Below are 12,684 nucleotides of genomic sequence, written 5' to 3' on the forward strand. Positions count from 1 at the left end.
GCCACATCAGGTCGTATTACCACAGAAACGATTTGCGCTGTGCCAGCCCCTCGGCGATTGAGAGCGGCATTTTTTGCCTACTTTTTTTTGCTGCTGAAAAAAAGTAGGTCGCCGAAGGCATGAAAAGTAAAATAATAGAAAAAACTCTATACGTCGTTGTACCACAACAAATGAATTATACACACCCCTCAAATAACTATCCCTATGCAAGCACGGCTACACCCTCAACATATTCCTCAAAGAGCGCGATGTCTTCTCGCATCATGTCGGGGTTGTCTTTGAGGAAGAAGCCGACGAGGGCTACGTCGTTTTCGCGCATGGCTTTGCCCATGGTTTCAAAGGCTTCGAGGATGGGTTTGTTGCCGCCTGCGAAGACTTTGTAGTGTACGACGGGACAGAGGATGGTGGCGATTACGCCGAGCATTTTGGCGCGGTCTTTTTCTTCCCATTTTTCGCCTTCGTCACTGTGGTGCGCGCTGCGAGAGCGGTCCGTGGGGTTGTAATAGCTGCACATCTGGAAGTCGGGGTCGAGGTTGTCGCGCACCCATTCGTGTGCCGCGGGTTGATGGGCTGCAAATCCAGATGCGACGCCCGCTTCGCACATGATGTCGATTGCTTCGTAAAAATTGTCCCACTGTTCTGTGGCGTACCAGTTATCGACTACGCCGCCGTGGATATAGGTGCCGCTTGCGCCCAGTTCGATGGATGCTCTGAGCCATTTGCGCCAGGCATCGGGTTTGCCGCGTTCGATGCATACTTGCGCAAACCACTGGATGCTGCCGCCTTCATCCCAGTATTCTTTGAGGAGTCCCATGATGTGGTCGTCGGTGCGCCCAAAGAAGGTGTTGATGCCGAGTTCTTCTGCCTGTCGCCAGGTGTCTTTAATGCGCCTGGGGGTGTAATAATCGGTCATTTCTTTGCTGCGTTCTCTGGTCTGGTGCGAAAATCCGCTGAACGGGTTGCCGCCAATACAAAGGCCCGAGACGCTGACGCTGCCTATGTTTGCGTATCGCATGTGTTGCTCCTCTATGGACGCATAAATCCCGAGAAGAAGTCGTTGCCTTTGTCGTCAACGACGATGAATGCGGGAAAGTTTTCGACTTCGATGCGCCATATCGCTTCCATGCCGAGTTCGGGATATTCATGGCATTCGACTTTGCGTATGGCGTCTTTGGCGAGGCGGGCGGCGGGACCGCCGATGGAGCCGAGGTAAAAACCGCTGTGTTTTTTGCACGCTTCTGTTACTTGCCGCGAGCGATTGCCTTTGGCGAGCATGATCATGCTGCCGCCTTCTGATTGGAATGAATCGACGTAGCTGTCCATGCGCCCTGCGGTTGTGGGACCAAATGAGCCGGAGGCGTATCCTTCGGGTGTTTTGGCGGGACCTGCGTAATAGACGCACAGGTCTTTGAAGTATTGCGGAAGCCCTTCGCCGCGGTCTATGCGTTCCTGGAGTTTGGCGTGGGCAATATCGCGTGCGACGATCATGGGTCCAGAGAGGGATAGGCGCGTGCTGACAGGATATTTGCTGAGGGTTTCGCGCACTTTGTCCATGGGCTGGTTGAGGTCGATTTTTACGACGTCGCCGCTGAGGGCTTCTTCATCGACTTCGGGGAGGTATTTTGCCGGGTCGCTTTCCAGTTCTTCGAGGAAGATGCCTTCGCGCGTTATTTTTCCTAAAATTTGTCGGTCGGCAGAGCAGGATACAGCAATGCCGACGGGGCACGATGCGCCGTGGCGAGGCAGGCGAATAACGCGCACGTCGTGGCAGAAGTACTTGCCGCCAAATTGCGCACCAATGCCGAGTTCGTGGCTCATTTCCAGGACTTGTTTTTCCATTTCGAGATCGCGGAATGCCTGGCCGTATTCATTGCCCTGCGTGGGCAGGGTGTCGAGATATTTGGCGCTTGCGAGTTTGGCGGTTTTGAGGGTGTATTCTGCGGAGGTGCCGCCGATGACGAGGGCGAGGTGATAGGGTGGACAGGCGGCTGTGCCGAGTTCGCGCAGGCGCTGGTCGATGAAGTCGCGCAGGCGTTCGGGATTGAGCAGTGCTCTGGTTTCTTGATAGAGCAGGCTTTTGTTGGCAGATCCGCCGCCTTTGGCCATGAACATGAATTTGTAAGTTTCTCCTTGCTCGGAATAGATCTCGATTTGGGCGGGCAGGTTGGTTTTTGTATTTGCCTCCTGGAACATGTCGAGTGGTGCCAGTTGGCTGTAGCGCAGGTTTGTTTCCAGAAAGGCTCTGGTAATGCCGTGTGCGAGTGCGGCTTCGTCGCTGCCGTCGGTCCACACGCGATTGCCCTTTTTACCCATGATGATGGCTGTGCCCGTGTCCTGACACATGGGGAGGACGCCGCCTGCGGCGATGTTGGCATTTTTGAGCATTTCAATGGCGACAAAGCGGTCGTTGTCCGAGGCTTCGGGGTCGTCGAGTATTTTGGTCAGTTGTTTTAAGTGTGCGGGACGGAGCAGGTGCGCGCTGTCTCGAATGGCGCGGTCCGCCAGCATGGTCAGGCCCTCGGGTTCGATTTTGAGGATTTCCTGGCCTTCAAATTGCCCCGTTGAGATATAATCGGTTGTGAGCAACTGGTAGGGGGTTTCATCTTCTCCCAGAGGGATCATTTCGCGGTGTTCGTAGGTGTCCATTTTTCCCTTTCTTTTGGCTTTATTGTTCCAGCCATTCGAGGTCAAAGCGGGCGACGGTGACGTATCGCGTGTCGTTTTGTCGCGTGAAGGTCTGGTTTTCGTATATGCAGCATATTGTGCCGTCGGCTGTTTGGGCGAGGTCGGAATAACTCGAGGGCCCCGGTTCGAGGATTTTGGAGACGGGCCAGGTCTGGCAGTCGTCGGTGCTCATTTTGACGGTGATGCGTTTGCGGTCATAAGAGACGCGGCCAGGTCTGGTAAATTCGCGTTCGAGGTTGTCGGGGTTGGCAAAAATGATGTTGCCGTTTTGGAGTTTGAGGATGCTGCCCATGCACACGGGTTCGAGCAGGGCGTCGTCAAATTTTAGCTCTGACCAGTTGGTCGCGCCATCGGGGCTGGTGGTGATGAGGCGGCGATGGCGTTTGGATTCTGTGCGGATGTTGAATAAGACGCGCCCGTCGTTGAGTTCAACGGGGAGTGTTTCGCTGGGGTTGATGTATTCGCCTTCTGTGCGCACGATAATGTCACTGCGCTGCCATGTTTGTGCGTGGTCGTCGCTGTAGATGCCCGCGACTGTGGAGGGGCGATGCCCGAGTTTGCCCGGACCAAATTCCGTGCCGCCGCCGTCCGACATCCAGATGGGTACGATGAGGCGTCCGTTTTGAAGTTGAATGCCGTGCCCGGGTCCCGTGGCGATGACGCGCCAGGGATATTGTTCGCGGAAGGGTGTGAGTTCATCTGTGATTTCAGTGGGGTCGGACCACGTGGCGCCGCCGTCTTTGCTTTGCATGTAAAAGACGCGGGCGTAGTTGTGACAATAGAGGGCGTGTACTGCGCCGTCTTTGCGATCGAAGATCATGACGAAGTTGCTGATGGGGCCTTCGCCATATGTGTCGCAACGAGCGACAACGGTGGGTGAGTCCCAGGTCTGACCATTGTCTGCGCTGCGCCGCAGGACTACGTCATTGCCGTCCCAATCGCCGCCTCTGCCACGTCGCGCCTCTGCCGTGGCGAGGAGGATGTTGTTTTGTGTACAGAGAATGCCAGGTACGCGGTAGATGTGATACCCGTTTGTCCGACCTTCAAAGAGGTGGGTTTTGTCTATCATGTGACGCTCCGTTTATGTTGGGGATTTTTATTGGGATATAATTATACTATAAAAAGATAAAGAACAAGCCAAAAAATTGCGAATGGGTTGAGAGAGATGAACCACCTGGAACATATTCCGCTTGTAGAAAGCAGTACAGACCTTATATTGTTTTTTCGGAAACCACAAGGGAGGCAATATGTCTGCTCCACGTATCGATGACCGCGACTGGTCCGCCCTGACTTCGGGCGAACGCATTCGCCAGATTGAGGTCGAGGGCTATCTTCTGATCCCCGATCTGTTGACACCCGAGCATCTGGCCCGGCTCAAGGCGATAACCGATAGCCTGGAAACCACCCCGGTGGATTACAGTATTCACCAGAGGGGACGGAGTGACATCCAGTTCTTCGGCGGTGAAATCACCGACCTCATCGCCCATCCCCCGACGGTCGCCTTTCTGAGGGAACTCCTGGGGGAGGATATCATCCTGTCGCATTACGGCTATGCCCGCTCAGAGCCAGGGCACCCCGGCATTAGCCTCCATACGGACGGTCAACCCTACGGTTCGCGTATCTTTGGTTACCTGGGTAGCGTACCGGTCATGGTCCGGGTGCTGTATTATCTGGACGACCTGACCCCGGAAGTCTCTCCATTTCGCGTAATTCCCCGATCGCACCTTTCCATGCACGCAGACGGCAATCCCTACCAGCGCTTCGAGTCCCATCCAGAGGAGGTCCTGGTTCCCGCAAAAGCCGGTTCTGCGATGTTCATCAACCACAAGGTTTTCCACGGCAACTTCCCCAATGTTGGCGACTGGCCCCGCTCGATGCTGGCTATTGCTTATCGCCCGGCCTGGGCAGGTCCTGTCCAGAAAGTTGAGGCGTGGGATCCGCAGGCCGTCGCTGCGCTGCCCGATGCAGTGAAGCCCTTCTTCGGCGACCGCAACACCCGCCACTGGACCCCCGAAGGGGGCAACAAACCATCCAACATGGCCAGCTATGCGCCTGGCATCAATCCCAGCCGATGGGAACGCAAGTAAGGAGAACGAATGTATCCCAATCCGCTCAAACAGAAACTCAGAAAGGGCGATATCGTGCTGGGGACCTCCCTGCCGGTCCCCTCATCCCTCGTCCTTGGAACCATCGTGCAGGCCCGGCCAGACTTTGTCTGGATCGATACGGAACACGCTCCGTTCGCCACTGAATCTCTGGACGCTATTCCCGTCCTTGCCCGGCAGAATGGCGTGGCGCCGATGATCCGCGTGGCCTGGAACGACCCGGCTCTGATCAAGAAGGCCTTCGATGTCGGCGCCGTGGCTGTGATGGTGCCCCAGGTCAATACCGCCGAAGAAGCTGCCCGGGCAGTGCAATATGCCCGTTATCCCCCTGAGGGACAGCGCGGGCTTTCCCCGATGTGGACCCGCATAGCTGGCGAAGACTGGAACCACGTCATCAAAACCGCAAACGCAGAAACCGTATTGATCCTCCAGGTCGAGAGCCAGGAGGCTTACGATAACATCGACGAAATCAAGCAGGTCGCAGGCATTGACGTTCTGCTCGTAGGCCCGCTCGATCTGTCCGCATCGGTCGGAAAGATCACCGAAACCAGCGCCAGGGAAGTCCAGGAGATTATGCGGGATGTTCCCGGGCGGTTGGAAGGGTCCGGCATTGTCGCTGGCACTACGCTTGTGGATCTCTCCGAGATTCAGGAGAAACTTCGCTGGGGCTACCGCTTTATGAATGTCGGCAATATTCTCGCTTATGGCACGCAGGTCCTGACCCAAAATCTCGAAACCTTACGCGCCAATCCTGGTGGGGGGGCTGAAGAATGACAGAATCACTACGCCTGCTCTCTATTGGGGCGCATCCGGCCGATATCTTCGACCAATCGGGCGGTACTATGGCCCATCACGTCAGCCGCGGCGACGATGTGCGGTGTGCGGTGCTGACCCACGGCGCACGGGTGCACGATGCCGTGATCAGCGACGCGATGTTTCACCAGGAGGAAGTGCCGGAAGGGGCCGAGCTTCTGAAACTGATGCAAGAACGCTCCGATGTCAAAGCGGCGGAGGTTCGCGCGGCCTGTGCGATTCTGGGTGTAGAAGAGATTTATTTTTTTGGCGCCGATGATTCGGTTCTGCTCGTCAAGGACGAGACGGTGAGGCGCCTGGCAAGGCTGCTGCGGGAACTCCGTCCCGATATTGTCCTGACCCACTTTCCCAAAGAAGGTGACGGCCTGACCAACGCGCACGCCACCGCCGGGCAGATTGTGATGCACGCCATCGGACTGGCCAACAGCGTCGATCCCGGTGACCGAAATCCCCCTCATCGGGTCGCGCAGGTTTTTTATTTTGGGGGAGGTGGTGCGGGGATTCCTCGACAGGTCTGGGATTCCGAGGGGGGCTACTACAACGATGTCTTCATCGACATCACTGATGTTGTGGAGAAAAAGCTGGCGGCGCTGGACTGCCTGGTGAGCCAGGGATACGGCGGTGCCTATGCCCGGAAACGGATCGAGACCAGCGACGGCGCATTCGGCAGCGCAGGGCGTTGCGCGTACGCAGAAGGCTTCATTTCCCTGCACGCCGAAACCCATTCCTTCCTTCCGCTGACCGAGCACGCGCTCAGGGTTGCCCGTTCATCCGACCACGAGAATATCAGTCGCAGTTCCTACCGCACCCCTGTGGATTGAGAAGCTCTGCGCACGGCCCATTGATTCGCCCCAAACGGATGGATCCCATGATCAAACTCGGTTGTACCGCCATGCTGCGGGACGAAGAGAATCCCGGGCAGTTCATCGATGTCGAATCCCTGATCGACCTGATCCACGACCTGAGGCTGGACATTGTCGATTTGCACCTCTACAGAGGGTTCCGTTCCAGGAGTTTTGAGTACCTGCGCCAGATTAAGGGTAAGTGCCTGAGGTACGGGCTGCCGATCGGCTATGTGGGGATCGGAGATGGGTTCGTGGGCGCGGTGACCGGCGCGAACCAGCGCGTGGTCGGCGTTCCGCTGCCGCCGGAGGAATTGCGCAGGCGGGTGGCAGAGGCGAAAGAGGCCGTGGATGTGGCGGCATTTATGGGTGCGCCTCTGGTCCGCCTGTTTGGGGGTGGCTTGCCAGAGGGGACAGAGGACCGGGAAGCGCTCTGGTCCGCGATGATCCGCAGTTTCCAGGAAGTCGCCGACTATGCGATTGATAAGGGCATTTTCCTGGGTCTCCACAATCATCCGCCCGCCGTGGCTCCCACCGGTGACGACATCCTCCGCATCCTGCACGATACCGACCGCGAGAATTTCACCTTCATACTGGATACTGGCCAGTGGTTCGGTTCACCCGGATCAAATCTGGCGGGAAAATTCGATCCCGGTCTGGCGTTTTACCGCTACATGGAACAAACCGCCCCGTATGCCACCTGCGTGCGTGCCAAGATCTACAAAATCGACAGTGGACGGGAAGAATGGCTCGATTACGAGCGCATTGTGCCGATCCTGAGAGCTGTCAACTACAACGGCAATGTGTCGATTATCTTCGAAGACCGCAACAACCGTTGTGATTATGCCGAAGCGATCGGCCTGGCGGCCAGGTATCTGCGCGGACTGCTCGCGGATTGAAGGGTGGTCGCGCTGTGTTTAGCTCTTAATCACCTGTAGTGTGTCTCGCGCGATCATCAGTTCTTCGTTGGTGGGGATGACGAGGACGGATACCGGGGCAGTCTCATGATGAATTGTTTCGTTCATGGGGTTGCCCTCGTTTTTTGCCCGGTCGAGATGCACGCCCAGGAATCCGAGTTTTTCACAGATGCGCGCCCGTATGAGTGGCGCATTTTCCCCTATTCCGGCGGTGAATACAATCGCGTCTATTCCGTCGAGTACCGCCGCGTATTTTCCGATGTACTGGCGGATGCGGTAGCAGAAGATGTCGATTGCAAGTGCCGCACGCCGATTTTCCTCATGGACGGCGATTAGATCTCTGAGGTCTGATCCGATTCCGGATACGCCGATGAGACCGCTTTGATGGTTGAGTATCTGGTCGATTTGATCGGGCGTCATCTGGTGTTCTCTGATCAGGTAGAGGATGATTGCCGGGTCGATGTCTCCGCTGCGCGTTCCCATTACGAGTCCCTGAAGGGGTGTAAAACCCATACTGGTGTCGATTGATTTTCCATTTTCGATGGCGGTGATGCTACAGCCGTTTCCCAGATGGCATGTGATCAGTTTTAGCGTTTTCAAAGGCGAGCCGAGAATTTCCGCTGCACGCATGGCGACGTATTGATGCGATATGCCGTGGAAACCGTATTGTCGGATTTGGTACTGTTCGGAAATCGCGTGGGGCAGGGCGTATGTGTGGGCGTATTCCGGGATGGTCTGGTGGAATGCGGTGTCGAATACCGCGACGTGTGGGATGTCGGGTAGTATGGTCTGGCAGGCGCGAATTCCGCGCAGGTTGAAGGGGTTGTGTAGTGGGGCGAGGGGGGCGCACTGTTCGATTGTTTTTTCGACTTCGGGCGTGATCCGGGTCGAGGCCGCGAAGTGGCTGCCGCCGTGTACAACGCGATGGCCGACTGCGTGGATTTCATCGGGCGTGCGGAGGATTCCCCTGTCCGGGTGGAGAAGGATTTCAAAGATGCGTTGAAATACGGCTTCAGGAGCGGTTTGAGGCACGGGGACCTGATGGGTGACGCCATCCCGCCGCGTGTAAGACAATTCTGCGGATGAAGAGAGCAGCCGTTCGACGTGTCCTTTTGCGAGGCATTCTTCGCTGTGCATGTCGAAGCATTGATATTTGATGGAAGAACTGCCGGCGTTGATGGTGAGTATTACAGGCATGGTTGGTCCGCTATCTGTGGCTCCACGTAAGGGATTCATCGCTGTTCGCCTTCAGCCAGGTACGTAGAGGTACGTCCTCTTCTGAAGGTAGATAGTAGCCCGCCTGTTTGGTTGTCGCTCCGAGGAGTTGTCGGCGAATCGGGTCCAGATGCTCGAAGAGATGGTCAACTTCCATGATGCACTTGGGCCGGATCCAGCGATATGCATAGCCGTAGAAGAGGACTTTTCTCGGTCTATTTAAGTAGTTGGGACTCGAGGCGTGCCACAGTCGCCGGTCGAACAGGACGGCCGACCCGGCGTTGACCCGTATGGGCATGCCGTTGATGGGCATTTCGTCATCGGAATAGGTGAGTTGCTTGTTTGCCTGCTGCCTTGGCGCAATATAGAAGTTCGCTACGCCGACATCGGTGGTGTCGGTCAGGAAGAAGGCAACCTTCAGCGACAACATAGGATTCACCGGAAGTCCCTCCATGTCGAGGTCGCCATTGGATTGATTCTGGTCCTGATGCCAGCCTAATTTTTTGCTGGTAGGCGGGGGCTTGCTCGTTGGCGGCGTAGTAACCATCTGCGTGTGGAATAGATATATATTCCATCCCATGAGGCCCCAGACCTTTGGGAAGGTGGTGGGATAGTCTATGAGGTCCAGAAGCGATGCGTCCTTGCCAATGCAGTCGTGTGCGTTTACCCGCTGCGCCGGATTCATGCCCTCCTTTTGCCGGATTCGTGCGTCAATGCGATCGACTGCGGCTATAGCTGTTTCGAGCATCTCTTCGTCGAGTGCGTTTTCTATGACGAAATAGCCGTCGCGCTGAAACTGCTGGCGTTCCTCGTCTGTGAGTCTGTAGTCCAGGCAGGATCTATCCATCTATATTATCTCCTTGTGAACTTGCCGCAGGCGGTCGTGAATGATGCGTTTTCTGTCTGTGGGGTCTTCTGTTGGGAATTGCATGCCGATGCGGGTGAACAGGGGTTTGTACCCGCGGGCGTGGTTGAGTTGCGTGTCGGTGAGAAATGTCAGCAGTCTGTTGCGGAGACGCTGGGCTGTGTCTGCATGTGCGAGTGACTGGGCGAGGTTTTGCATTTCATGCGGGTCGTTTTGCAGGTCGTACAGGCGTTCATTTTGGGCCTGGATGGACCATTTCCACCGGGTGTCGCGGACCATGTAACAGAACTGGTCTTGGCGGGAGATTTCAGAGAAGACGGCGTCGTGAACGCGGTCGGTTTCGCCGCTGACGATGGGCAGGAGTGAGACTGCCTGGCAGTAGTCCGGGATTTCCGTGCCCGCGAGGTCCAGGAAGGTTGGAAACAGGTCCAGGAAGGAGACAGGCGAGGCGTTGCGGTGCCCGCTGGCGACGGGCGCTGCCGGTCCGCCGATGATGAGGGGTACGCGCGCGGATCCTTCCTCAAAGCCGGTTTTGGAGACGAGGCCGTGCTCACCCATGCGTTCTCCGTGGTCTGAGGTAAATACGATGACGGTGTTTTTCCAGTTGCCGCGTTTTTTTAAGGCGGCTATGATTTCTCCTACGCGGTCATCGAAGTGGGTGATTTTGCCCATGTACTGGGCGGTCATTTCGGCGATGGCCTGGCGACCGTATTTGCAGCGTTTCTCGTTGTAGTTCTCTGGCAGGACGATATCGGCGGGATCGTACATTTTGGCGTATTTGCCGGGTGCGTCCAGAGGTGGATGAGGTCCTGGAAAGCTGGCGAAGAGGAATAGGGGTTTGTCGGTGGGGGCGCGATCGAGGTACGCCAGCGTTTGTCGGCAGACGTAGCCGTCCGGCGTCATGTCTGGCGGTAGGGGCGAGGGCCGGGGGGTGTATTGCCCATCTACATAGCGGTCGCCAATGTCGGTGATGAAGGTGTCGAGGAGTCCTTTCTCTTTTAGCAGACGGCTGTAGCCCGTGTTCAGGAAGGGGCCCTGGAATGGTGTCGAGGTTTCTTCGGCCCAGTCCAGTCCGAGCTGGTCGTAGTAGTCCCGATAGTCTTCATAGTCCTGGCCCCATTCCAGGCTGAAGTAATGGTATTTTCCGATCTTTGCTGTGGTGTAGCCAGTTTCTTGCAGGCAGCGGAAGAGGGTGACTTGTTCGGGTGGGAATAGTTTGCCGGTGTAGTTGCAAAAGAATCCGTGCGCGTGTGGGTAGAGGCCGCTGGCGAGCGATGCGCGCGCTGGCATGCATACGGGCGCTGGCGTGTAGGCCGCGTCGAAGATACAGCCGCTGGCCGCAAGCGCGTCGAGGTGCGGGGTTTGTACTTGCGGATGTCCTGCGCATCTTAGATATCGCGCGTTCCACTGGTCGGAACAGATGAAGATTATGTCGGGTCTGGTATTCATGGGTGGTCCTCTGTTATTGGGAATACTTTTTCTACATTTCCGCTGGCTATGGAAGCTTCAATGGCATGGAGCAGTGCTGTGGTGCGGGCCGCATCTGCAAAATCCGATCGGATTGCAGAGGTCAACGACGGGTTGCGGATGGCGTTTAAAAATACTTCTATTTCCTCATAATGTGGGGGGTCGGGTGGGTCTTGCGGTTGTCGGTTGGGGTGGATTTCGCCGCTTCGCCCCATGGCCGGTCCCTGCGGAAATTGTTCGGTAATGCTTTTGGGTTTTTCATCTGGTGCTCCGACCGAGCCTTCAATTCTGGGGGGGATGGTGGAAAGCGAAAGCCGAATATCTCTGCCGAAGAAGGTGAGGTCGTTCCGCCTTTGTGCGCAGGCCCACGATAGGAGAATACAGCCGATTGCTCCGGAGGAGAACTGGAGATTGATCGACATGCTGTCTTCGATTGTGAAGCTGTCGCTGATGGGAATTGTCAGGTTGCTGCCAAGAGCGTGTACAGCGTCAATATCACCGGCAATATAGCGGATTACGTCGAGGGTGTGGATCGTGTTGTCGAATAGTGATCCGCCTTTTTCTTTGAGGTAAAACCAGTCGGCTCCGAGATTGCGGGTCAATCCCGGGCTGGTGATTACAGAGGCATTCACCAGATTGATCTGCCTACCTTCCAATAGCTCCAGGCATCGATCTACAGAGGGCGCGTAGCGCTGGTTAAAGCCGACGCTGTGAATTAGTCTGGTGTTTTGTAGGAGTGCGACGATTTCACGTGCTTCTTGCAGGGATTGGGCGGGGGGTTTTTCGCAGAGGAAGGGCACATTGTGCTGTACAGCGGCCTGTATGACTGGTTTGCGAAGAACGGGAGGCGTGCAGATGAGTATCGCGCCCAGGTCCTCGATTTCTTCGAAGATTTTTTCCCAATCTGTGTATGCCTGTGCTCCATAAGTAGCGGCTTTGGCGCGTGCCAGGTTTTCGTCCAGGTCGCATATCGCGGCGATGCGATTGCCACCGAGAAATGCGAGGTTTTCCAGGTGTCGCGTGGCGATGTTTCCCGCGCCTATTACAGCTATGTTGATCAATCTCTCCCGGTCCATAGTTTTCCTCATATCAAGATTCTCGCACGCCTTCAAATTCTCGCCAGATATCTGTCAGCACTTCGGTCCCGTTTTTCTGGATATCTACGTGGTTTAGACGGAAGATCACTGCATACCGGATATGCGGCGATAGATTGGGGCCAGCCGCGTGTACCATCTGGTGATGCACCAGCACTGCGTCTCCTGCTTTTGCGGTGATCTGCACCGGGCGATGGGGCAATTCTTCTCTCAGTCTGGGAAGGTCCTGGAATAGCTGGCCGTGTCCGTTTGTTCGAAAATACGACTCCAAATAGCGGTGGGATCCCGGCCATACCGTAAAATTGCCCATATACGGCTCGGGCAAGTCCGATAGCATTACCACGCAAATAGCGGTAAAGTTTCGCCAGAATTCTCCTTCGGGCACTTTGGTTTTTTTTCTGCGGTGAAGATTGTCTTAAGTTGGGTGAATCGGACGGATTGTAGTAGATGATCGAGCGGAGAAGAATTTACAGAAGCCCACACGGGAAGGGTTCTATCCAGTGATTAAAAGGCAAGGAACCACCTGAAGTCATACATCGCGTTGGTTTGAATCAGAAACCGCTTCTTTTTTTGATGCCATGAATTTTCAGCGATGGCAGATCAACTTTGCACATTATGTTGTGCCAGTCTGTCCTGCTACGGAGATGCAATCAGCGGTTCTATCTCCCGCTCAATTTGGCG

At 55.9% G+C, this 12,684-nt stretch carries 12 protein-coding genes; 4 read left to right on the plus strand and 8 right to left on the minus strand.

Going from position 1 to position 12,684, the window contains the following annotated elements; all coding sequences use genetic code 11:
* Positions 1 to 202: 202 nt before the first annotated feature.
* The 3 genes from OXG87_03135 to OXG87_03145 are packed head-to-tail and all read right to left on the minus strand — an operon-like array spanning position 203 to position 3,754.
* Positions 203 to 1,015, minus strand: coding sequence for a hypothetical protein (locus tag OXG87_03135; protein ID MCY3868523.1), 813 nt, complete (start codon positions 1,013 to 1,015; stop codon positions 203 to 205).
* Positions 1,016 to 1,026: 11 nt separating this feature from the next.
* Positions 1,027 to 2,646 carry a fumarate hydratase gene (locus tag OXG87_03140; GenBank protein MCY3868524.1) on the minus strand — a complete coding sequence of 540 codons (1,620 nt, stop codon included), beginning with the start codon at positions 2,644 to 2,646 and terminating at the stop codon, positions 1,027 to 1,029.
* Between the two features lie 19 nt (positions 2,647 to 2,665).
* Complete coding sequence (locus OXG87_03145; protein MCY3868525.1) at positions 2,666 to 3,754, minus strand: sialidase family protein; 1,089 nt, start codon at positions 3,752 to 3,754, stop codon at positions 2,666 to 2,668.
* Positions 3,755 to 3,932: 178 nt separating this feature from the next.
* On the opposite strand from OXG87_03145, the gene OXG87_03150 reads away from it, so the two are divergent.
* Genes OXG87_03150 through OXG87_03165 form a run of 4 tightly spaced genes read left to right on the plus strand, consistent with a single transcriptional unit; the run spans position 3,933 to position 7,344 of the window.
* Positions 3,933 to 4,772 carry a phytanoyl-CoA dioxygenase family protein gene (locus OXG87_03150; GenBank protein MCY3868526.1) on the plus strand — a complete coding sequence of 280 codons (840 nt, stop codon included), beginning with the start codon at positions 3,933 to 3,935 and terminating at the stop codon, positions 4,770 to 4,772.
* Positions 4,773 to 4,781: 9 nt separating this feature from the next.
* Positions 4,782 to 5,564, plus strand: coding sequence for an aldolase/citrate lyase family protein (locus tag OXG87_03155; protein MCY3868527.1), 783 nt, complete (start codon positions 4,782 to 4,784; stop codon positions 5,562 to 5,564).
* The gene (locus OXG87_03160) at positions 5,561 to 6,424 is read left to right on the plus strand and encodes a PIG-L family deacetylase (GenBank protein ID MCY3868528.1); all 864 of its coding nucleotides are present in this window, start codon (positions 5,561 to 5,563) and stop codon (positions 6,422 to 6,424) included. Before OXG87_03155 ends, OXG87_03160 begins: the two co-directional genes overlap by 4 nt.
* Positions 6,421 to 7,344 (plus strand): TIM barrel protein, encoded by a 924-nt coding sequence (locus OXG87_03165; protein ID MCY3868529.1) that lies wholly within the window; start codon positions 6,421 to 6,423, stop codon positions 7,342 to 7,344. Before OXG87_03160 ends, OXG87_03165 begins: the two co-directional genes overlap by 4 nt.
* An 18-nt stretch (positions 7,345 to 7,362) precedes the next feature.
* On the opposite strand, the gene OXG87_03170 is transcribed toward OXG87_03165, so the two are convergent.
* From OXG87_03170 to OXG87_03190, 5 genes are read right to left on the minus strand one after another with little or no spacing between them, the layout of a single operon-like run.
* Entirely contained in the window at positions 7,363 to 8,559 is a 1,197-nt protein-coding gene (locus OXG87_03170) for an acetate kinase (GenBank protein MCY3868530.1), read from the minus strand.
* Between the two features lie 10 nt (positions 8,560 to 8,569).
* The gene (locus OXG87_03175; protein MCY3868531.1) at positions 8,570 to 9,424 is read right to left on the minus strand and encodes a phytanoyl-CoA dioxygenase family protein; all 855 of its coding nucleotides are present in this window, start codon (positions 9,422 to 9,424) and stop codon (positions 8,570 to 8,572) included.
* Positions 9,425 to 10,891, minus strand: coding sequence for a sulfatase-like hydrolase/transferase (locus OXG87_03180; protein MCY3868532.1), 1,467 nt, complete (start codon positions 10,889 to 10,891; stop codon positions 9,425 to 9,427). It abuts the gene before it with no gap.
* Entirely contained in the window at positions 10,888 to 11,985 is a 1,098-nt protein-coding gene (locus OXG87_03185; protein MCY3868533.1) for a Gfo/Idh/MocA family oxidoreductase, read from the minus strand. Before OXG87_03185 ends, OXG87_03180 begins: the two co-directional genes overlap by 4 nt.
* A 13-nt stretch (positions 11,986 to 11,998) precedes the next feature.
* Positions 11,999 to 12,388, minus strand: coding sequence for a phytanoyl-CoA dioxygenase family protein (locus OXG87_03190; GenBank protein MCY3868534.1), 390 nt, complete (start codon positions 12,386 to 12,388; stop codon positions 11,999 to 12,001).
* Between the last annotated feature and the right edge of the window lie 296 nt (positions 12,389 to 12,684).

This window comes from Gemmatimonadota bacterium, assembly GCA_026706845.1.
GTDB lineage: Bacteria > Latescibacterota > UBA2968 > UBA2968 > UBA2968 > VXRD01.